The sequence below is a fragment of the Chryseobacterium shigense genome (assembly GCF_014207845.1).
In the GTDB taxonomy this organism is placed as follows: Bacteria; Bacteroidota; Bacteroidia; order Flavobacteriales; family Weeksellaceae; genus Chryseobacterium; species Chryseobacterium shigense_A.
The window spans coordinates 1134914-1156105 of the sequence record NZ_JACHLC010000001.1 but is presented as its reverse complement, the minus strand read 5'-3'; the positions used below and the strand labels follow the sequence as shown (position 1 = coordinate 1156105).

Sequence of the window (21192 nt, the reverse complement as noted above, 5' to 3'; positions counted from 1 at the left end):
TGCGGATCATATTTTCATCAAATATCTGTATGATCAGCTAGAGATAAAAAATGAATCACACAAATTTTTCCGAAGCCTGGAGAAATTATTAATTGCCAATTACTCAATATAAAAAAATAAATAACCTCCCGAATGAGAGGCTATTCTGATTTCCTGATAAATGATGATCTTTAAGTATAAGAGATGAAGACTATTGTTCAACAACGGTCAGAACATTATAACCTCCCGTATTAAGAAGAGGACGCTTATCAGGATCCCATGATACATTAATCCATACAAAAGGTCTTAGCTTGTCGCCTGCATTCAGATATAAACTTGCAGTACAGGCAGATCCCACTATCACAGCATTGGGTGAGTTTCCTGTATCCTGAGGATAACCATTATTGGTTTTTATCCTTTGTATAACCGAATTGGCAGAGTTTCTCACTTCCCAGATCGCTTCCGTCTGGTTCTGCCCAAAACTGGTATTAACCTGGCTTGGTGCAAGGGCAAAAGTAAAAGTAGCAAAGTATACCCCTGATCTTGGAGCGATAAATTCGCCAGTAGAAGGATCGAAATTAGTTCTCGGCTGCCCGGAATCCGAATCCAGCTTTTCCGTCCATGAAGTAAGGTAAGAAGAAGATCTTCCGGGAATTCCGTCCGTATAATTCCCTACAGGCCATAAGCCGGGTTCAAAAACGGTGGAATTGTTATCTGTTTTTTCAGCCATAACTACAATTCTTGGCTTTCCGTAAGGTAAAATAGGAACCCATACCGTTCCGTCAGAATATTCTATATAGCCCTGTACTCCGATAGCAGGGTTGGGATTGTAACGCATAGCACCAGCTCCGGCTTCAGCAGCAGTCTGGTTCGTCATTCCTATTGCCATAGAGCCGTTGGCGCCGTTTCTAAGGTCAATAGCCATTTTTGGGGTGGCTACTCCTGCTCCTATTTTTCCGGTTTTATCAATGATGACTTTTTCTGTGGTATTGATTTCAACAGCATTCGCAGAACTGGGATTATTTAGGCCAATGCCCATTTGGGCTGACAGTAAATTCGAAAGAATTCCGGAGCCCAGTAATAGTATGTTTTTTTTATTTAATTTCATCTTTGCTGTTTTATAATTCGTAAATACTGATACTGTTATTGGTTCCGCTGTTTGCCGTATTTATACCTCTGTTGCTTCCAAAATTATGATATACCTTAAATTGGATGGTATTGCCTGCGGATAAATTGAAAATAGCCGTACAGTTACCTCCCACTATATTACCGACAGTAGAAACATCCCAGGCCGGATACGAGTTTACGCTTCTGTAGGTCTGAATATTATTGGTCGCATTATTACTTTCAATAATTGTTTCTATTCTTGAATTCTGCGCAATATTGCTATCTGCTAAAGTGATGTTGAAAGAAACAATATAAAACCCGTTTCTGGGCGCAGTGAAAGTAGTGCCGTTGAAATTAGACTGGGAATCTGTTACTACATTCCATCCGTTTACCAGAGTTGTAGCGTTGTTATTAAGAGTAAGCGCAGAACTTTTATTAGCTAATACCAATGCTTTCGGAGGCAGGGTCATGGGAAGGTTATGCCATGCTGCACCATCGGAATACTGGATAATATTTCCGGAGCCGTAACGAATTGCGCCACCGCCGGCTTCAGCAGCCGTTTGGGTGCTTGTGCCTAATCCGATAATACTTTTGGGATCACCCGAACGTACATCTACTTTTGTTTTAGGATTTAAAATCCCTACTCCCAGTTTCCCGTCGGAAGTAACTACTACATCATTTATGATCTGAGATGCAGAAGGAGGTATACTGGTGTTATCCTTTGCACCATCTATGTGAAAGGGCTGCATAGGATCTTTGGTGAACACACCTGTTTGAGCCTGTACAGAGAACGACAGGAAAAAGACCAGTAGTTTATATAAGTTTTTCATTTTCATTTTTGTGTTTTTAATTTTCGATAATAGTCAGGTTATTAAAGCCGGCATCCGAATGAGTCCAGTCTGCATTTGCCCTTAAAGCTCTTGGTCCGGATCCTGTAATGTTTTGGTTAAGCTGCGGACGGACAGTCTGATCGGCACTTAAATTAACCGTAATAGCAGCTGATCCTCCTACCTGGGCATCCTCATTGGCCCTTGCAAATGTTTTATAAGAACGGGCAAGGATGGATCCTGCGCTTGGACTGTAAAACTGGCTGGTGACTTCAGAAGAGTTGGCTACCGAACCGGAAACAAAGTTATACGTCATCAAAAACGTATAAACACCTGCCCTGGGTGCTGTAAAAATCCCTGTTGTAGGGTCAAAACTATTGGATAAATCTCTGACTTCGTCCCATCCTGTAATATTTACATCAGAATTGTAGCCTATAGAGACAGGACTGGTTAGTCTTGCCACCACTACCGCTTTTGTGGGAAGAATAATTGCCGCTTCCCAGACAGATCCGTCAGATACCTGAAATTTGGCTTGAGTAGGTTCATATCTCACGGCACCTGCTCCTGCTGCACTGGCTGTCATATTGGTGGAGCCTAATCCTACAGCATTTTGTAATCCGGCTGACCGCATATCAAGTTTTACGGTTGGATTTGAAACTCCTGCCCCTATGAAACCTGTATTGGTAATAATGAGGTCATTACTGATTTGTTCGGGAGTGGCTGAAGCTGCATTATCTTTAGCACCGTCTATATGTAGGGTTCCCAGCGGCTTGCTGGTATTAATTCCTATCTGTGCGCTAATGAACGATGAAGATACAAGTGCTAAGAATAGCAATTTTTTTTTCATTGAATTGTGTTTTTAAATGTCGGGGTTTTATTTTGATGGAACTTTTAAGGTTAAAATGCTTTTTACAGTCATTTTAAATTTTTATGAAACTGAAAATTCACATTCTCTGTTGGTTACAAAGATTGACAAACTCTTTCAAAATGGGAAATATTGTTTGTAATGTTTTCGGAAAAAAGTACATTAATTAATTTATGTAATATAGTGATAAATAATTATTTATACTCTTTTGCGTCTGTTTTACTTTACTTTTATCCCAAGCGCTAGATAAACTTCTTTTTCCATTTTGTAATTGTATTTCTGCTTAGTTTAAAATGCCGGGCCAGCTGTGCATTATTATATCCGTATTTCTTTTGGAAATTCAGTATTTCAAGGATAGACTGCTGGTCAAAACAACGGTGTTTCTGGTTAAAAGTAAAGGTGCTTTTGTCCGTATTGTCTGTAAGAAGGTTACTGCATGTAATGACATCCAATACAGAGAAATTCTCCTTGGAAAATATGGCTTTAAATGCCTCTATTTTATCAGGATGTCTTTCGTTGATAAGATCTGTATAGATTCTTTTATAATCAGGGATACTTTCCATTGTGTGTTCTATTGTTCTATCAGATTATATTTATGCAGCCATTTGTAGAGGGTGCTTTTGGGAATTTTATATTCGGAAATTACAGTTGATTTCGTCATCTCCCCTTTTCTGATCTTATCCAGAACAAATTCTATGATTTCTTTAGTATAAAGGCTTTTGCGGAAGGCCGGCAAGGAATCCTGTATGCTTTTCTTCTGAACATAATTCATGGAAGACTGCGGAGAATATAAAATAAGGTGCTGGGAGTAAAGCCTGAAAAAATCATATTGCAGAAGCTTGGACCAGCGCAGCAATACATCTGTATCAAAGGCCGAAGAATTATACATTTTCATGACATCTTCTTCTTTGCAGTTTAAAAATTTACATATGCGGGACATTTCTATACCGCTTTTAGCAACCTTTTCTTTTATCATTGATCCAATGTTAAGGTTTTTTAGGTCCATAATCTTTTTAATTGTTTGTGTTTCTAAATGTTTATTTTGAAATTGAATAGTGATGAACAAAGGAAAAGCAATAGGACAAAATTCCTAATTGAGGGGATTAGAAATTCTGACAGGTTTATTGCTTTTCATACTTGTGCTTTAGAATTTTAAGCCTGATTTTGTTTTTCCATGTAAACATTATGTGAGATTCTGACAACAAGATTAAAGGTTTATCCTGCGATATAAAAATGTATGGTGTTGTAAATTCTGAATATTTCACTATATACCATCTTGTCGGGTAAAACCTCCATATCCGTCAGGTTAAATAATCAGTTTTGCAGAGTGCCGGAAGGATGATGACTGATAATGGCCAACAATTTTTCCTTCAGTATCGATGCGTTTTATAGCTGTAGATGAACCATCTGCTCTTTTAAAATATGCACAGATTTAGACTCCTGATCAGACAGGGAAAAATTCAGTATAAAATGATTTCTGAAAAATAAACTTCTATTTTGGGGCTATTTTTATTTGATTGAAAAAATCCGGATTTAAGACAATAATTTTAAGTTAAATTATTTAAGATCAGTTTATTGATAAATTTAATTAATAACATAAATTCTGAAAAACTAACGCTATTATTGAGTTATAATTGTTAATATTGTACTTAATTTGCTTTTTCAAAAACACACAAAATGAAAAATACCGTTTTACTTCTGTTCTGTATGATTTTCGGACTTTTTCATGCCCAGCTGAATTCCGGATCTCTTACAAATTCACAAATTGACTCTGAAATTATCCGCGCCGAAGAACTGTCCAAGGGCAATCCGGCAAAATCAATAGAACTTTCTGAAAAGCTCTACCGTGCTTCTAAAAAGGCCAATTATCAAAAAGGCATTCTGGAAAGCAGCTCTATGCTTATGGCCAGGTATTTTGACACCGGGAATCATAAAAAAGTAATTGATTTAAGTACAGAAGCCGAAAAACTTGCTTTGGATGCAAAAGAAGATGCAAAACTGGCTAATATTTACAGGCTGAGGGCTTCATCCTACACAGAATTGGGCTTCAATAACGAAAGCATCATAGAATTTAGAAAAGCATTAAAAATATCTGAAAAAGTAGTGCCGGAAGACAGGAAAAACTACCTGAAGGCGTTAACTTATACAGGAATAGGCTTATACTTGGCTCATGTGAATGCACCTTTGGACTCTGTTATATATTACCAGAAAAAATGTCTGGAAAGTGCATTTCATATTGGCAGTAGCAAAGATTATATGTCTAAAAAATATCATCTTCTTGCCCTATCCTACATGAACCTGGGAATGACAAGCGTTGCCTCAAAGCGCATTAATGATGCAGAAGATTATTTTGGAAAAGCATTGAAAATATCCCAGAATGAGCAGTATGGCGTACGCAAAAATCTGGAAGTTACTATTCTGAATGAATATGCGTGGCTGTACTACGATCAAAAGAAATACAGCCAGGCAGTACATTATGCAGAAATGGCTGAGCATCTGGAGAAATCAATCAGCATACCCTATATCCGCAGAGATATTTATGAAGTTAATTTCAAATCTTACGTAGAGCTTGGAGAAAAAGAAGCTTCAAAAAAGTATATGAATCTTTATACAAAACTGAATGACAGCCTTGTAAACCAAGAAAAGAAAACCATTAATACTCCGGTAAAAAAAATGATGGATGAACAGGGAAAAGCACATTCCGGAAATATTCAGAAGATCCTGGTATTTGTCTCTGTTTTCATTATATTAATTATAGCAGGCGGGATAATTTTCTGGAAAAGAAATCAGAGAAAACTTCATAAAAGTTACGAAGCTGTTATTGATAATCTTAAAAAAGCCAATCATACTCCTGTGGCTGATATGCAGGTGGAAATATCTTCTGAGAAAAGCATTAATATTACCGATGAAACAGTTAAAATGATCCTCGTTAAACTTGAAAAGTTTGAGAAATCACAAAAATTCATCAAAAAGGACCTGAGCCTTACTTCCCTTGCCAATGATCTGAGTACCAATACCAGGTATCTTTCTGAAATCATCAAGCAATACAGGGAGAATAATTACAATAATTATATCAACGGTCTCCGCATCAGTTATATTATCAATAAGCTTTATGAAGACCCTATTTACAGGGAATATAAGATCAGCTACCTGGCTGAAGCCTGCGGGTTTTCATCAAGGGAGGTTTTTGCGGTTATTTTCAAGAAAGAAACCGGGGTAAGCCCCTCCTATTTTATCAGCAGCCTTAAAAAAGACAGTTTGGAATCTGCCTCTTAGAATATTTTTACAGCATTCTTTTTTCGAAGCTGATACGCGATGATGAATTATTTTCAATTGATTTAAATATCTTAAATTCAATGCGTTATTACCTTTTTTTGATTAACCCTGATAAAGGAAACAAAATTATTATAAAGATATTTCATAAATTTAAGGAGCCATTACAGTGTTAAATTGGTTCTCAGGTGAAAATTCACAATAAAAAAAAGTATTTAAGCTTTCTGAAATTTAAAAGAGACTTTCAGGAATATGGACTGGAAAAAGCCCGAAGTTATGAGCTTATCCTCCACTGGCTGAATAACAGGCTCAGCAGAAACCAGTTTCTGGTACTCTCCGGGATTCTTGTTGGCTGTACTGCAGGGTTGGCCGGAGTTGTCCTGAAAACTCTGGTGCATACCATTCACAATTTTATTACACATAAGGTTCATTTTGAGTATCAGATCTTATTCTATATTGTTTTTCCTTTCCTGGGAATTGTGCTTACTACGGCAATTGTTCTTACCCTGTTTAAGGGGCAGGACAGGAAAGGGATTGGTGCCATTTTATATGAAATTGCCCAGAATTCAAGCATCGTGGCTTCCGTAAAAATGTATTCCCAGATCATTCAGAGTGCCGTAACGGTCGGGTTGGGAGGCTCTGCAGGACTGGAAAGCCCTATAGCAGTTACCGGTGCTGCCATCGGTTCCAATTATGCACAGACCTACAGGCTGAGTTATAAGGAAAGGACCCTTCTTCTGGCGGCAGGTGCTACGGCAGGAATCGCTTCAGCCTTCAATGCGCCTATTGCCGGGATTATGTTTGCCTTTGAGATTCTTTTGACAGGTGTAGTTTTTACAGATTTCATTCCTTTGGTAGTTGCAGCGGTCTGCGGAAGTCTTCTGTCGAGAATATTGCTGCAGGAAGATGTGCTTTTCAGGTTCTATACAAGAGAACCTTTTAATTATAAGAATGTCCCCTATTATCTTATTCTGGGAATTGTAACCGGGCTGTATGCGCGCTATTTTGTAGTCATTTCCCAAAAAGTGGAACACTTTATCAAAGGATTAAAACTTTCGAGGATGCGGAAAGCCATGTTTGGCGGTTTGGTTCTGTCATTGTTGTGCGTTCTTTTTCCTCCGTTGTTCGGAGAAGGATATGATACGGTAAAGGCTTTTACTAACGGAAGCACCCAGTCTATCATCAGAAACAGTTTTTTCCGGTATTTTGAAATCGGGGAATGGACGATTATCATATTTTTAGTTCTCATATGTCTTTTAAAGGCTTTTGCAACATCTTTTACCATATTCAGCGGAGGGAATGGCGGTAATTTTGCCCCTTCACTTTTTGCCGGAGGTACGGTGGGATATTTATTTGCACTGGTTTGCCAGCATATCGGTTTTACAGAAGTTCCGGTAACCAATCTGGTTCTCGTAGGAATGGCCGGGGCAATGAGTGGTGTTCTTTATGCCCCTCTTACAGCTATATTCCTTATTGCCGAATCCAGTTTCGGGTATGATCTTTTTATTCCGCTGATGATTGTATCCATCATTTCCTATCTTATTGCAAAATGGTTCTCTCCAATCTCCCCTGAACTGAAATCTTTGGCTGACGAAGGAAAAATATTGACCAATAAGCACGATAAAAATCTTCTTTTTGCTTTAAAAACTGAAGAATTTATAGATAAATATTCAGAAACAATCAATGAAAATGCTTCAGTTACCGAGTTGTTTGAACAGGTGAAAAACGGAAATAAAAACATCTTCGCAGCAACTGACGAAGCCGGAAAACTGAAAGGGATTCTAACTTTGGATGATATCCGTCCATATCTTTTTAATACGGAAACAGACCATTCAATGACGGTTTCCCAAATTATGAAAGCTCCGCCTGCAGTAATTTACCGGAAAAATAAACCCTTGGAAATTCTTCAGATCTTTGATGATACCGGGGTTTGGCATCTTCCTGTAACTGATGAGAATAATAATTTTACCGGATTTATTTCAAAATCTTCCATTCTGATGAGCTACAGACAGCTTTTAAAAGAATACTCCGATTGATTTTTCAAATAAAACTTTAATCATTTAAGCATAAAATATCCGCCCAGCTACTGAACGGATATTGTATGTATTTTATCTTCAAATTAGTTACTTGCCTGATTAAGCAGTTCAATATCTTCCTGATCCAGAACCAGCTTGGGAGCATTGAATAAAGTCTCAAGCTGGGAAGCGCTGGTTGCACTCACAATAGGGGCCGTAATTAAAGGATTGGCCAAGAGCCATGCCAAAGCTGCAGTTCCCTGTGTTGTCTGATGCTTTTCACTTACCTGATCCAACGCTTTTAATACTTCAAGACCTTTGGTATTCAGGTACTTTCTTACGCCATCGCCTCTTTGACTTTTGCCTAAATCAGCTTCTGTGCGGTATTTTCCGGTAAGAAAACCTGCTGCTAATGACCAGTACGGAAACACACTCAATCCAAATTCCTCCACTAACGGAGCATAATTTTTTTCAAAGCCTTCTCTTTCCATCAGATTGTAATGAGGCTGTAGCGCAGCATACTTTGGAAGATTATATTTTTCTGAAGCTTCAAATGATGCTTTCAGACGTTCGGGAGTAAGGTTAGATGCTGCAATATAACGTACCTTCCCTGCTTTAATGATCTCATCATATGCAGAAAGTGTTTCTTCTACCGGAGTGGTATGATTGTCAAAATGGGTATAGTAAAGGTCAATATGATCGGTCTGAAGCCTTTGAAGGGATTCATCAACGGATTTTAAAATATGTTTTTTACTGATATCAAAGCCATGTTCTTTGGTTTCGGATCCCACTTTGGTTGCCAGCACTATATCCTGACGGTTGGAGCGGTTTTTCATCCATTTTCCGATAATTTCCTCAGACTGACCTCCTTTTCCGTTCACCCACCATGAATATGTATCTGCAGTATCAATAAAATTGAATCCGGCATCTGTAAACTGATCCAATATATCAAAAGACTGTCTTTCATCAAGCGTCCATCCAAAAACATTTCCTCCAAAATTGACAGGCGCTACCGACAGATCTGTATTTTTTATCTTTCTTTTTTCCATAAAAACAAATTGAATTAAAATTGTAAGAAGTATCTAAGGTAAGGAATATCACTCATCATTTCACATTCAAAAATAAGCATGCTGCTTATAGTTATTATAAATGAAAATGCTTATTCCCACACATTCTTTATGCTTTAAGAACCATAATTCAAAATAAAAACAGCCTCCACGATGAAGACTGTTTTATCTATCAATTAAAATAAAAAAATACTGTTACTTTTTAGCTTGGGGAATCTCAATAGCTGTAAGCATCAGTTTATATTCCTGTAGTTGCAGTTCTATGGTTTTCAGTCCGCTTGTAAAGAAAGTGGATGTATTGAACAGATGGTGATAATATTCAATACCTTCGGATATATTTTTTTTGAATGTATTCCATTTTTTAATCTGGGAACTGGTAATCTGTATTGAAGAGCTGCTGATTTCTTTTTTAAGGTAATCAACATACATTTTCAGTTCATTAATGAACATATTCGGACGGTTATTATCCGTAAGTATATTGGCGTTTCCATAGATGTGTTTTACCATTTCGGAAAGGGAAACTTCTTTATCAAAAAAAGCAAGATTGGGTCCGGGGCATATAACAACTCCTTGTTTTTCTCCTTTTATTTCAAGATTCTGCTCCATATATGCCGCATTTACCAATCCTACACAAAGACATGCCTTATCTGTAATTTCAGTTTTTCTCCTGTTAAATTCTTCAGCAGTAAGTTCCTGCTCATCCTGAAGTTCCTTTAATTTAATATCCTGGTACTTTTTGGAAGCGGTACAGGTTCCCTGCGGTGAAAATTCTTTGCTTAAAGCCAGCAGCTTTTTAGGGCATGAGCTTCCATATTTTCCGGCAGCTTCTTTTTGATATTTCAAAATTTCATTGGAAGTACCCTTTACTGTATTAAAAGGGACACCCAAAGGCGAGATATTACTCAGATAAAAATCCTGTTCTTTGGATTTTAAAAGCAGGTTCCTGGTTTCGGTGTCTACGGAAGTGGCTTCAGGAACCAAAAGAAATGGAGAACCCCATCCAACACTGTCTACCTTATAGTTTTCAAGCAGAAATTCATGCTCTTCGGAAGTTCCTACTCCCCCCTGAACGGTAATTTTCATGCCAAGAGGTTCAGAAACCGTATGTTTTCCTTTCTGTTCTAAAGCTGTAATCATTAATGCATGAGCAGACCGGATCAATTCATCCTTTTTCTGTTTAAATTCTTCCATGATAGGCCCAAGCAGCATCCCTTCCGTAGCGAATGCGTGTCCTCCGCAGTTCAGTCCGGATTCTATCCTGTATTCCGAAATCCATAATCCTTTTTTAGCTAAAAAATTTCCCTGGATCATCGCTGAACGGAAATCGCTTACCTTAAGAATGATCTTCTTTTTTAAAAATCCGTTCTGATCAGGAAAGAAATCATCAAATTCTTCAATATAGCTGTATAAACGCGGATTCATTCCTGCAGAAAGTACCATGGAAGAAGATAGTTTGCTTTGTGCAAAGCCCCGCAGTGAGGCATGGGCATCATTAAAAATCACCGGAAGCTGCTCGTCTTTTTTATAGTTGTCTTTATCAACTTTTGTCATGATATTAACGTCAATACTTCCCGGCTTCAGGTTGGATTCAATGAAGTTCCTGATGCCTGAGCTTACATTGTCTTTTTGGTTTATTAAGTTCTGAAGCCCGTTTTTCAGATCTGAAGTATTGGGCAGAATGGCTATAAAGTTCTTTAATGCTTCCCCGTTCTTAGTGATTTCCTGCTTGAAGGTTTCAAATTTTTCATTCACGATATCATCTACCATATCCAGGTAAGCTGTAATTCTTTTTGCCCTGTAATCTTCTGTTTTTGTTGAAATTCCAAGGTAATCAAGATTGAATTTCCTGTTGTAGAAGTTTTTCATTTTTTCCAGGATCTCATCATCAATAATGGAAATAACGGAAGAAATTCCATATTGGGCAACGCGGATTGGGCTGTCTATGGTATACGCCAGGCCCATTACCGGAATATGGAAGTTGTGTAATGGTTTATGTGTCATTTTATTTTGATAAAAATTCTTTCATTGAGAATAAATAAAATACGGAATTGACAGATTCAACCCGGTATTTTTAATTACTTAAATCTATCATTTAAATGTTAGTTATGCGTTGAATAATATTTTTAATTTCGGAAATATGCCAAATATCATTCTTTTGCGAAAATCAGGAAGTGCGTTCTAATAGTTTTAAAATAAAAACCTCTCAGTTGAGAGGCCCATGTTAAAACGTAATGTATTGAGATATATGGAAGTTAATCGCAATTCTCAAAAGTAGGAGGAATAGCCGATTTATTTTATGACTGGAGTCATGTTGTTATAAATATATTATGAATTTGTTTAAATTTTAAATTTTAAAGTTTTACCGTGTTTTTATAAAGTAATAATTATTTTTGAATAAAAATTCAGAACCTTAAGAAACGAAATTAACCTGAATTTATATTTTGCGAATTACACAACAGTTATATACGCCTATGGTTATAGATGAAGAACTTTTACTTTCCTCAGGAGCAGAACTGATGAATTATTCGATAAATGATATTATTTTCAAGGAGAATGATCAGCCGAAGTATTATTTTCAGATCAGAACAGGGACTGTAAAAATCAACAATTATCATGAAGATGGCCGGGAAATTATTCACAGTCTGCCTTTTGACGGTCATTGTTTTGCAGAGAGTTCTCTCTTCATAGATAAGCCCTATCCTGTTAACGCAGTGGCAATGGGGAATTGTGAGATTATAAGGCTTGATAAAAATAAATTTCTGGAACTTACCGGAAGCTCGCCGGATCTTATTTTAAAACTCTACAGCTATACAGCGGAGAGAATGTACTACAGGCATGTGATGTTGAGTAATATTTCCGCTCCCGATCCCGGAACAAAAGTAAAACGTGTAATGGATTGCTTTAAATCTTATAATCAGTACACCGACAAGTATTCTTACCAGTTTCCTTTTACAAGACAGCATTTAGCCTCACTTACCGGTTTATGTGTAGAAACCGTTATCAGAGTTGTAAAAAAAATGGAAAAAGAAAAAACGGTAAGAATCCAGAATGGTAAAATATTTTATTGACAGGTACATTTTCAACTAGTGTTATATAATTAATGTAATGCTTTCTTGTTAATATTAATTATGTTTAAATATTTACTTATTATTTTGATTTTATCATAATATCCTATATGATGGGTTGATAAGATAATAGTATTGCCAGATGCCTTCTTTTTTAAATGGAATTAATAATTTTTTAATATTTATGTTCATATGATATCCCACATAATATAAATTTTGTTTATATTTGTGGATCGAAATAATTTTTTTTCATCATTTGTGTTTTTTTAAGGTCTCCTCCTTTGGGGACCTTTTTTCATTTTATGCATTCATAATTGTTTATTTCATGTTTAAGTGAAAATACGGAATAGTAAATTTGGTACTTTCTACGCTATCATATCTCTCTTTAAAGTGACAACTTTGTAATGTTAAACAATTTAAAACATTACACCATGTCAACATTCAAAATCAACATCATTGCCGGTCCGCTTTGGAGCAATGACGAAGCACAAAAAATCGGAGGCCGTATTGCTGCGGCACATTTAGGAAAATTTACCGGACAATGGAGCACTATTGTCGAAGGTCAGATGAGCGTTATCGAGGTTGAATACAATACTCAGCCAACCGGAAGCACCGAATATACTATGGATGTTTTAGCGGGCCCTATCTGGAGCAATGAAGATGCGAAAGAAATATGCCCTTCAATCTGTGCTTCTTACGGAGGCACATGGAACGGACAATGGACCACAGTTGTAGAAGGCAAAATGAGCGTTTGCGGCTGTGTATTTAAGTTCTGATACTAATTTAGATTAAAATGGATCTCCGGGGAAACCCGGGGATTTTTTTTGCAAAGCCTTACCGAAGCATATTTTTTAACGGAAGCGGCAGAAAATAAATCTGTTGAAGATTATTAATAAAAAAGACTGTATCCTACAAAAGATATAGTCTTTTTACTAATAATCAGTTTCTTTCAAATTATTTAAAAAGAATGTATTTCGCCATCCTGCAAAACAAAACATCTGTCCTGCCAACCACTTTTATCAATTTTATCCTGGATAAATGCACGGTCCTCTTTACAGTGGCTTACTGCTTCCAGGTGGGTTACTAAAACGGATGCATCAGGAGCGTGCTTACAAACCCTGATAATATCTTCACTGGTCATGATGATAGGATCTCCCACTACAAAAGTTGCTGCACCGCCTGCTACAATAATATGTTCCGGCTTATGCCTGTCAATTTCTGCTGCAATGCCTTCGTACCAGATACTGTCGCCAACAATATAAACTGCTTGATTCTCTGCTTTAAAGACAAATCCGTTTACAGTTCCCATCTTCTCTCCTATTTCACCTGTTCCGTGACGGCCTTCTGTTGTAGAAATACTGATGTTTTCCCAGGTAATATTGTTTTTAACAGAGATAATATTCCTGAAGCCGGATTGGGATATCTGTTCCGCTATAACTTCCGGGCAGATGACCGGAATATTTTTATCCAGAAGCTCAATAGCTTTTCCGTCCCAATGATCAGGGTGAAGATGGGTAACAGCTACAGCATCAATTTCGGACAGTTTATTTTTTAATTCATCTTCACTGAAAGGAAGATCAACCAAAGGGTTCAGCAGTTCATTACCTGTCATCGGAAATGGACCCAGTGAGCCTTTTTCTCCAAGCATGGGATCAATTAAAATATTCTTTCCTCCGATCTGAAGTACCAATGTAGCGTTACGCCATAATTCTAGTTTCATTTGCTTAATTTTGTTCTGCAAAACTATTGTTTAATCAAGACTAAATAATGGATGGTTACCAAAAGGTTAACTATAAATATTTTTTACGGATGAATTTTGAAGAATTTAAAAATTGTGGACTCAGGCGCAGCCTGGACATTCTTTCCGGAAAGTGGAAACCGCTGATCTTTCAGAATCTTTTTGAAGAAGATCAGGTCCGTTTTATAGAATTGTGGCGTAAGATGCCCAGAGTTTCGAAGAAAGTACTTTCTGAGCAGCTTAAGCAACTGGAGGAAAACCATATGATCCAACGGATTGAAGTCTATAATTTTCCTCCGGAAGTTTATTATAAGCTTACTGATAAAGCCGGGGAATTAGAGCCTATTCTCGAGCAGCTTCATCAGTGGGGAAACAAGTTGGTTCCCTGAATAGTTCCAGAACCTCGAGAATATTCCGGTAAATGAAATCCAACTCTTCCGGAGTAATGCAGTAAGGAGGAACCAGGTACATAATATTTCCCAGAGGACGCATAATAATTCCCCGCTGCAGAAATTCATCATACAGGATTTTTCCGGTTTCATTGAAATATGATGTATTTTGATCCGTTTTGTATTCAAAAGCAAGAATAGTCCCGGTCTGGCGGACATTTTCAACGTTCGGATGGCTGGCCAGAATTCCGGTGAAATCCGAATGCTGCCTGCTGATTCGGTCAATTGCAGCTAAAGTTTCTTCTTTCAATAACAGTTCCATGCTTGCCAGTGCTGCTGTACATGCCAAAGGATTTGCTGTAAAAGAGTGTCCGTGGAATAATGTTTTATATTTATCATCAGACAGAAAAGCATTAAAAATCCGGTTTGAACAGGTTGTAATTCCCATGGGCATTGTCCCGCCGGTCAGCCCTTTTGAAAAGCACATTATATCCGGTATTTCCGTCAGGTGATCTGCTGCAAACAATTTTCCGGTTCTTCCGAAGCCTGTAAATACTTCATCCTGAATCATCAGGATCTCTTCATTTCTGCAGAACTTCATCAGCTCATCAAGATGTTCGGCTTCATACATCAGCATTCCTGCGGCGCCCTGTACCAGAGGTTCATAAATAAAACATGCCGTTTCTCCTGCCAAGGCTTTGATCTGAATTTTTAAATGTTCCAGATTCTCAGCAGTTGGAGTATCAATAAAAATGACTTCGAAGAGCATGCTTCCGAAGGGTTTTGTCCACACGCTCCTTCCGCTTACAGACATGGCCCCGAATGTATCTCCGTGATAAGCTTCTTTGAACGCCAGGATTTTTGTTTTTTCTTTTCCCTGATTGTAGGCATACTGAATACACATTTTCAGCGCTGCTTCCACTGCGGTGGAGCCATTATCCGAATAGAAAACCTTTTCCTGATTTCCGGGAAGAAGTTTTAATAAGTTTTCTGAAAGCTGAACTGCCGGTTCATGCGTAAAACCTGCAAAAATAACCTGTTCCAGAGTATTTAGCTGCTGGGAAACACGCTCAGCGATGTAAGGATGGGCATGTCCGTGTAAAGTAACCCACCATGATGAAACGGCATCAATATATTTTTTACCTTCATTATCATACAGGTAGACGCCCTTTCCTTTAACGATTGGAACAGGATTTCCTGCTGTTTTCATCTGTGTGTAAGGGTGCCAGTTGACGGCTTTATCTCTTTCTGCAAGGCGGGATTGTATTAAGGTATTCATGTAAAGTGTATTAATGATTATTTGAGGTGAAAAGGTGTAAAAAGGATAAAAAATGAAGGAGGCGAATAAGCTGATTTACTTTTTTGATAATGAACAAATAAATTCCGGTAAAAAAAATCTTATGAGCTATTAGTACTGGTGGCTTCGAGGGCCTCAGCCACCAGATATTTGCCGTTTGTTCACTATTTCCGGATTCTACACCCACTCTCCAACCCTATTACACCCAAACTTCCATACTATGTAACTAGCAACAGCTGCTCTCTTTCATTTTCATAGGTTTCAATCCCAGCTTTTCCAACATCTGCATATCTTCGGAAACACCGGGATTAGGGGTTACCAGTAAAGTTTCTCTTTCTCCTGTAAAAATAGAATTGGCACCTGCCATAAAGCACCAGGCCTGCTCCGTTTCATTCATTTCGATACGTCCTGCGCTTAATCTTACCATTGAAGAAGGCATTACAATTCTTGCAGTGGCGATCATCCTTACCATTTCCCACGTGTCTACTTTCTCATTGTCTTCAAGCGGCGTTCCTGCTACTCTTGCTAACGCGTTGATGGGAACGGATTCCGGGTGTTTCGGCATTGTTGCTAAAGTCAGAAGCATTGAAATACGGTCCCTGTGGGTTTCGCCAAGTCCTATAATTCCTCCTGAACATACGGTTATTCCGGCTTTTCTTACATTATTGATGGTGTTGATCCTGTTATCAAAGGTTCTTGTAGAGATAATTTCCTCATAATATTGTTCTGAAGTATCCAGATTGTGATTGTAAGCATATAAACCTGCTTCCTGCAGACGGATTGCCTGCTCTTCGGTAAGCATACCTAATGTACAGCAAACTTCCAATCCAAGTTCATTCACTCCTTTTACCATATCGATTACCCTGTCGAAATCACGGTTATTGCGGACTTCACGCCATGCGGCGGCCATACAGAAACGGGAAGAGCCGCTGTCTTTAGCTTTTTGGGCATGGGCTATAACGGTTTCTGTAGGAAGTAATGCCTGAACTTTGATATTGGTGTGATAACGTGCTGCCTGTCCACAGTATGAGCAGTCTTCGGGACAGCCTCCTGTTTTGATGGATAACAGGGTTGAAATCTGCACTTCTGACGGATCGTGCCACTCACGGTGAACGGTTGATGCTTTATAAATCAGCTCAAGCAGAGGAAGATGATAAATTTCTTCTATTTCTTCTTTTGTCCAGTTGTTTCTGATGGTTGTTTTTTTGTCCATTATCATAAATTTGTTTTGATTAATTGTTTTGCTGCGTTTTTGATGCTGTCTTTTGTAAGCTGCTCAATCTCAAGAATGTGGATAATCCTTGTTTCCTTTTTAATAAATCCGGAAATCACTCTTTCCGTGTCAGGAGGGAAAGATCCGTTAAGGATCAGAAATTCCAGTTTGATCTTTTTTTGTTCTAATGCCATAATTGAAAGTAAACTATGATTAATGCATCCTAAATAATTCCTGATTACCAGTGCCACAGGAATTTCCAGTTTCTTAATCAGATCAATCATGAAAAATTCGTCTGAGAGTGGGACCATAAGCCCTCCTGCTCCTTCCACAATGATTTTGTTGCTGGTTTTTGGCAGTTCAAAATCATCAAGGCTGATCTGTATACTTTCTTCTTTTGCAGACTGGTGTGGTGACGCTGCAAGCTTAAAACGATGGGCTTCCGGATGACAAATGGTATTTTCTGTCCATGCCTGTATTTTATGGCTGTCTGTATAATCAAGATCTCCTGACTGTATGGGTTTCCAGTAATCTGCTTTAAAATGTTGCACTAAAATTGCCGAACAGATGGTTTTTCCTACTTCTGTACCAATACCGGTGATAAAGAGTTTATTCATTGAATTGTTACGGGTTTCGAGTTGTTGAATGATTGATAAAAAAGCCTGTGAATCGGTTCATTTGCTTTTTCGTTTTCGTCTTTTTGCTTCAGGTGAATTTTTTAATTATGGTTGACAGTTCAATAATCTCTTCTTCCGTATTGAAGCTGTGAATGCATATTCTGAGTCTTTCAGTGCCTGCTTTTACCGTTGGGCTGTATACTGCATAAGTCGAAAATACTTTTTCAGATAATGCCTGCTGCAGAGCTTTTAACTGGTGATTGTCCGGGATCAGTACAGCTTGTATCGGGCTCACTGCTGACGAAGGTGTATCTATATGCTGATCTCTGAAAATTTTTATATTCTGATGAAGCTTTTCTGATAATTCAGGGTTCTGTTTTAAAAACTGATAGCCTGTTTTTATACTTTGCCACAAGAAGTCCTGAGCGGCTGTGGTATAGATGAACGGAGATGCAAAATTGACCAGATAAGATTTCACTGTTTCATGGCATAGGATTGCGGCTCCGTGTGTTCCCAAAGCTTTTCCGTAGGTGATTACGGCTGCGAAAACATCATTCTGAAGCTGATATTTTTCAATCATACCATAGCCAAAAACTCCAAAAGCATGGGCTTCATCCACAATCAGTGCTGCATTATATTTTTTGGATAAGGCTGCAATTTCCTGAATGGGAGCAAAATCTCCATCCATAGAATAAAGACTTTCTATTGCTATATAACATGGTCCCGTTTGTTTTTTCAGAATATTTTCAAGATGTTCCGGGTTATTGTGCCTGAACTTTATTTTTTTAGCATGAGACATTCTGCAGGCATCATGAACTGAGCGATGAATCTGTTCATCAACGATAATGGTATCATGGCGGTCCGGTAATGTAGAAAACAGGGCCAGGTTGGCATTGTAACCTGAATAAAAAAGCAGGGAATCCGGATATTGATGTTGTTTGGCAATATAATTTTCCACTTCAGTTACTATGCTGCTGTTTCCGCTGATCAGTCTTGAACCGGAGCTTCCTGAAAGAAGTTTTGGATTCTTTTGGATCATTTCAAGCAGCTGTAACTGAAATTCTTCATTGCCTGACATTCCGAGATAATCATTGGAATAGAAATCAATGCCTTTTGATTCAGGCTTTAATGTTCTTAAGATCCCTGTTTCTCTTCTCCGGTCAAGAGCTTCCTGAAATTTATTAAGCATAATCCGGTTGTGATACTTCTTCAGCTATAGCATTAATCCACTGATTATGCAATTCCTTTTCTATTCTCAGAATATGTTCTGCATGCTGTTTCCATTCCGGGGAAAATTCATTGAGCTGATGAATCATTTCTTCAAGGTGCCCTTCTTCTTCCAGGATAATGGATTTTACCATAATTTTTGAAGATGCTCTGGTCAGAATATCCTGATATACCGGATACAGCTCATCTGCACGAACCTCGATAGCATAGGTTACAAAAAGATAGGCTGCATATTTTAATTCTTCTTTATTTAAATTGAAAGCAGTCTGAAGGTATTTACAAGCCTTAATATCTAAGAAATGAAGGTATTGCCTGGTTGCGACGGGAGCAAGAAGTTCATGAACCTCATATGTTTTACACAGTTCAGGATCTATCTTTCCGATTTGTTTTTTCAGATAGTAAGCATGGCGGTGTTCTTCAGCTGCATGTTTAAGCTGAATCAGATTCACTGAAATTGGATGCTCACATTTAGAGATTTTTCTGGCGCCGGCATTTTCCATGAAAGAAAGGGTATTCAGCCATTTGGCATGAGTTCCTCCATCCTGGACAATTTTTTTTAGCAGTTGATGAAATTCCATAGATTTATTGTTTCGGGGTTGGGTTACGGGTTACGGGATATTTAATTTCGACTTAATGTTAAAGAAGATTAAACTTCAATCCCCGAATCACATAACTCGCAACCCGTAACTTTTCATTTTATTTTGATCCAAAAGTAGTATATTGCCGGACTATTAAAAGGTGCCAGTTTTTATATTATGGATAGTCCGGTTAAAATTCCTTACAGAAGTTTCATAGAAATTGACAGAAATTCTGAGACTTCAATCTATATGCAGATTGCGAATCAGCTCATTAATGCTATCCAGAGAGGTTTTCTTCCTTATGGCACCAAATTGCCCGGAACCCGGACCTTCAGTGAGATTCTGGATATTCACCGGAATACAGTTGTTGCAGTGTACGATGAATTATCTGCACAGGGTTGGGTTGAAAGCCTTCCGAATAAAGGAACTTTCGTTATAGGTAAAAATCCTGAACAGCCTGTAAAAGTGAAAGATTTTGAAAAAAACAATCTTCAGAATTATCCTAAAACCACAGGATTTCCTTTTAAAACCTCAAATATCCTGGATAATCCTTTTGAGCATTCAGACTGTGAATATGTTTTTAATGATGGAATTCCGGATATAAGATTAACACAGATCGGCCAGCATTCAAGATTTTACAGCTCAATTCTTAAAAGAAAATCCAATCAGAAAATGCTGGGACATTATAATCATGACGGGAGTGAATTTTTTAAAGAACATTTATCCCGTTATCTTAATCTTTCCCGGGGGCTGCCTATTTCAAAGAATAATCTTCTCATCACCCGAAGCACAGAAATGAGTATTTATATTGTTTCTGAAATTCTGCTTTCCGAAGGGGATACGGTTTTGGTAGGAGCACTGAGCTATTTTTCTGTCAATATGATTTTTCAGAAAGCAGGCGTTAATATTGTTTCATTGCCAATAGATGAGGAAGGGATTATAGTAGAAAACGTCAGGGAAATTTGCAGGAAACAGAAGATCAGGATGCTTTATCTTACCCCGCATCACCACTATCCTACTACTGTTGCTTTGAGTGCCCAGCGAAGGCTTGAATTGCTGGATCTCGCCCATGAATATGGTTTTGTGATTCTCGAGGATGATTACGATTACGAATTTCATTATGATAAAAGCCCGATTCTACCTCTTGCAAGCGCCGATACCAATGGTATGGTAATTTATATAGGGTCTTTCGGGAAATCGCTGGCTCCCGGATTCAGGACAGGTTTTATTGTTGCACCGGAAAATCTGATGGCCGAAATGAGGAAATACCTGGGAATCATAGACCGGCAGGGAGATATTTTAATGGAAAGAGCTTTGGGAGAAATGATTGAAGAAGGTGAAATCCATCGTTACCTGAAAAAATCTTTAAAGGTTTACCAGGAAAGAAGGGATTATTTTGCAGAGTTGCTGGAAGAGCATTTAGGGAAGTTTATACAATTTCAGAAACCATCCGGAGGACTTGCATTCTGGCTGGAATGGGGAGTTCCTGTTAATCTGATGCAGTTAAGCCGGAACTGTGCACGGCAAAATCTTTTTATCCCTAAAACACTGCTTTACCAAACCAAAGATCTTACGGCCATGAGACTGGGTTTTGGGAATCTCAATGCTGATGAAATGGAAAAAAGTATGGAAATTTTTGCAGAAAATGCTAAAAAATTGCTGTGAAAATTTTAAAATTCTTTGTAATTTGAATAGTACAATACATCACAAAATGGAATTTTAATATTTATAAGGATGGAAAAAATCTGCTACATCTGCTCAATCTGCGAGAGACTAAAAAAATAATCACAAAGATTTTGCAAATCAAATTGTTGATAGGATAAACACTTGTATTAAATTTTCTCGCAGATTGAGCAGATGTAGCAGATTTTTTGTGTTTGAATTTATTGAATTTTTGGTATAAAAAAAGTGTAACTGTTACGCTACACTTATCTG

Annotated in this window: 19 protein-coding genes; 6 read left to right on the top strand and 13 right to left on the bottom strand. The window is 37.9% G+C overall.

Going from position 1 to position 21192, the window contains the following annotated elements; all coding sequences use genetic code 11:
* Window positions 1-190: 190 nt before the first annotated feature.
* The 5 genes from HNP36_RS05290 to HNP36_RS05270 all read right to left on the bottom strand — a co-directional run bounded on the left by HNP36_RS05290 (window position 191) and on the right by HNP36_RS05270 (window position 3754).
* Window positions 191-1087 (bottom strand): hypothetical protein, encoded by an 897-nt coding sequence (locus tag HNP36_RS05290; protein ID WP_184159688.1) that lies wholly within the window; start codon window positions 1085-1087, stop codon window positions 191-193.
* 10 nt (window positions 1088-1097) lie between these two features.
* Window positions 1098-1916: a hypothetical protein gene (locus tag HNP36_RS05285; RefSeq protein WP_184159690.1), complete on the bottom strand. Its 819-nt coding sequence runs from the start codon at window positions 1914-1916 to the stop codon at window positions 1098-1100.
* A 16-nt stretch (window positions 1917-1932) separates the two neighbouring features.
* Window positions 1933-2760 (bottom strand): hypothetical protein, encoded by an 828-nt coding sequence (locus tag HNP36_RS05280; protein ID WP_184159692.1) that lies wholly within the window; start codon window positions 2758-2760, stop codon window positions 1933-1935.
* A 260-nt stretch (window positions 2761-3020) separates the two neighbouring features.
* The gene (locus HNP36_RS05275; protein ID WP_184159694.1) at window positions 3021-3341 is read right to left on the bottom strand and encodes a helix-turn-helix domain-containing protein; all 321 of its coding nucleotides are present in this window, start codon (window positions 3339-3341) and stop codon (window positions 3021-3023) included.
* Window positions 3342-3349: 8 nt separating this feature from the next.
* Window positions 3350-3754 (bottom strand): transposase, encoded by a 405-nt coding sequence (locus tag HNP36_RS05270; protein ID WP_317168952.1) that lies wholly within the window; start codon window positions 3752-3754, stop codon window positions 3350-3352.
* A gap of 701 nt (window positions 3755-4455) precedes the next feature.
* Here HNP36_RS05270 and HNP36_RS05265 point away from each other — a divergent pair.
* Both HNP36_RS05265 and HNP36_RS05260 read left to right on the top strand, forming a co-directional pair.
* Entirely contained in the window at window positions 4456-6054 is a 1599-nt protein-coding gene (locus HNP36_RS05265) for a tetratricopeptide repeat protein (RefSeq protein WP_184159698.1), read from the top strand.
* Between the two features lie 185 nt (window positions 6055-6239).
* Window positions 6240-8087 (top strand): chloride channel protein, encoded by a 1848-nt coding sequence (locus HNP36_RS05260; RefSeq protein WP_184159700.1) that lies wholly within the window; start codon window positions 6240-6242, stop codon window positions 8085-8087.
* Window positions 8088-8170: 83 nt separating this feature from the next.
* On the opposite strand, the gene HNP36_RS05255 is transcribed toward HNP36_RS05260, so the two are convergent.
* Together HNP36_RS05255 and HNP36_RS05250 are read right to left on the bottom strand one after the other, a co-directional pair.
* Window positions 8171-9115, bottom strand: a complete 945-nt coding sequence (locus tag HNP36_RS05255; protein WP_184159702.1) for an aldo/keto reductase — start codon at window positions 9113-9115, stop codon at window positions 8171-8173.
* 213 nt (window positions 9116-9328) lie between these two features.
* A complete protein-coding gene (locus tag HNP36_RS05250) occupies window positions 9329-11134 on the bottom strand; it encodes a hypothetical protein (protein ID WP_184159704.1) in 1806 nt (601 codons plus the stop codon).
* 440 nt (window positions 11135-11574) lie between these two features.
* Between HNP36_RS05250 and HNP36_RS05245 the strand changes: the two genes are divergently transcribed.
* Entirely contained in the window at window positions 11575-12201 is a 627-nt protein-coding gene (locus HNP36_RS05245) for a Crp/Fnr family transcriptional regulator (RefSeq protein ID WP_184159706.1), read from the top strand.
* A gap of 428 nt (window positions 12202-12629) precedes the next feature.
* Window positions 12630-12974, top strand: a complete 345-nt coding sequence (locus HNP36_RS05240) for a mannan-binding lectin (protein WP_184159708.1) — start codon at window positions 12630-12632, stop codon at window positions 12972-12974.
* 182 nt (window positions 12975-13156) lie between these two features.
* Here HNP36_RS05240 and HNP36_RS05235 read toward each other — a convergent pair whose 3' ends face one another.
* Window positions 13157-13918, bottom strand: coding sequence for an MBL fold metallo-hydrolase (locus tag HNP36_RS05235; protein ID WP_184159710.1), 762 nt, complete (start codon window positions 13916-13918; stop codon window positions 13157-13159).
* A gap of 89 nt (window positions 13919-14007) precedes the next feature.
* On the opposite strand from HNP36_RS05235, the gene HNP36_RS05230 reads away from it, so the two are divergent.
* Window positions 14008-14325 carry a winged helix-turn-helix transcriptional regulator gene (locus HNP36_RS05230; protein ID WP_184159713.1) on the top strand — a complete coding sequence of 106 codons (318 nt, stop codon included), beginning with the start codon at window positions 14008-14010 and terminating at the stop codon, window positions 14323-14325.
* On the opposite strand, the gene bioA is transcribed toward HNP36_RS05230, so the two are convergent.
* From bioA to HNP36_RS05205, 5 genes are all read right to left on the bottom strand, one after another.
* Window positions 14279-15604, bottom strand: coding sequence for an adenosylmethionine--8-amino-7-oxononanoate transaminase (gene bioA / locus HNP36_RS05225; RefSeq protein WP_184159714.1), 1326 nt, complete (start codon window positions 15602-15604; stop codon window positions 14279-14281). The genes HNP36_RS05230 and bioA overlap by 47 nt on opposite strands.
* Window positions 15605-15848: 244 nt before the next feature.
* Window positions 15849-16835, bottom strand: coding sequence for a biotin synthase BioB (gene bioB, locus HNP36_RS05220; protein WP_184159716.1), 987 nt, complete (start codon window positions 16833-16835; stop codon window positions 15849-15851).
* Window positions 16836-16837: 2 nt separating this feature from the next.
* Window positions 16838-17452: a dethiobiotin synthase gene (bioD, locus tag HNP36_RS05215; protein WP_184159718.1), complete on the bottom strand. Its 615-nt coding sequence runs from the start codon at window positions 17450-17452 to the stop codon at window positions 16838-16840.
* Between the two features lie 88 nt (window positions 17453-17540).
* Entirely contained in the window at window positions 17541-18641 is a 1101-nt protein-coding gene (locus HNP36_RS05210) for an aminotransferase class I/II-fold pyridoxal phosphate-dependent enzyme (protein WP_184159721.1), read from the bottom strand.
* Entirely contained in the window at window positions 18634-19257 is a 624-nt protein-coding gene (locus HNP36_RS05205) for a hypothetical protein (RefSeq protein WP_184159723.1), read from the bottom strand. The genes HNP36_RS05210 and HNP36_RS05205 overlap by 8 nt, the downstream gene beginning before the upstream one ends.
* Before the next feature lie 177 nt (window positions 19258-19434).
* Between HNP36_RS05205 and HNP36_RS05200 the strand changes: the two genes are divergently transcribed.
* Complete coding sequence (locus HNP36_RS05200) at window positions 19435-20922, top strand: PLP-dependent aminotransferase family protein (RefSeq protein WP_184159726.1); 1488 nt, start codon at window positions 19435-19437, stop codon at window positions 20920-20922.
* Window positions 20923-21192 lie beyond the last annotated feature (270 nt).

Excerpts from the sequence above, each read along its gene's own strand:
- HNP36_RS05290 (WP_184159688.1), bottom strand. The coding sequence starts at position 1,087 with ATGAAATTAAATAAAAAAAACATACTATTACTGGGCTCCGGAATTCTT.
- HNP36_RS05285 (WP_184159690.1), bottom strand. The coding sequence starts at position 1,916 with ATGAAAAACTTATATAAACTACTGGTCTTTTTCCTGTCGTTCTCTGTA.
- HNP36_RS05280 (WP_184159692.1), bottom strand. The coding sequence starts at position 2,760 with ATGAAAAAAAAATTGCTATTCTTAGCACTTGTATCTTCATCGTTCATT.
- HNP36_RS05275 (WP_184159694.1), bottom strand. The coding sequence starts at position 3,341 with ATGGAAAGTATCCCTGATTATAAAAGAATCTATACAGATCTTATCAAC.
- HNP36_RS05270 (WP_317168952.1), bottom strand. The coding sequence starts at position 3,754 with ATGATAAAAGAAAAGGTTGCTAAAAGCGGTATAGAAATGTCCCGCATA.
- HNP36_RS05265 (WP_184159698.1), top strand. The coding sequence starts at position 4,456 with ATGAAAAATACCGTTTTACTTCTGTTCTGTATGATTTTCGGACTTTTT.
- HNP36_RS05255 (WP_184159702.1), bottom strand. The coding sequence starts at position 9,115 with ATGGAAAAAAGAAAGATAAAAAATACAGATCTGTCGGTAGCGCCTGTC.
- HNP36_RS05250 (WP_184159704.1), bottom strand. The coding sequence starts at position 11,134 with ATGACACATAAACCATTACACAACTTCCATATTCCGGTAATGGGCCTG.
- HNP36_RS05240 (WP_184159708.1), top strand. The coding sequence starts at position 12,630 with ATGTCAACATTCAAAATCAACATCATTGCCGGTCCGCTTTGGAGCAAT.
- HNP36_RS05235 (WP_184159710.1), bottom strand. The coding sequence starts at position 13,918 with ATGAAACTAGAATTATGGCGTAACGCTACATTGGTACTTCAGATCGGA.
- HNP36_RS05230 (WP_184159713.1), top strand. The coding sequence starts at position 14,008 with ATGAATTTTGAAGAATTTAAAAATTGTGGACTCAGGCGCAGCCTGGAC.
- bioA (WP_184159714.1), bottom strand. The coding sequence starts at position 15,604 with ATGAATACCTTAATACAATCCCGCCTTGCAGAAAGAGATAAAGCCGTC.
- bioB (WP_184159716.1), bottom strand. The coding sequence starts at position 16,835 with ATGGACAAAAAAACAACCATCAGAAACAACTGGACAAAAGAAGAAATA.
- bioD (WP_184159718.1), bottom strand. The coding sequence starts at position 17,452 with ATGAATAAACTCTTTATCACCGGTATTGGTACAGAAGTAGGAAAAACC.
- HNP36_RS05210 (WP_184159721.1), bottom strand. The coding sequence starts at position 18,641 with ATGCTTAATAAATTTCAGGAAGCTCTTGACCGGAGAAGAGAAACAGGG.
- HNP36_RS05205 (WP_184159723.1), bottom strand. The coding sequence starts at position 19,257 with ATGGAATTTCATCAACTGCTAAAAAAAATTGTCCAGGATGGAGGAACT.
- HNP36_RS05200 (WP_184159726.1), top strand. The coding sequence starts at position 19,435 with ATGGATAGTCCGGTTAAAATTCCTTACAGAAGTTTCATAGAAATTGAC.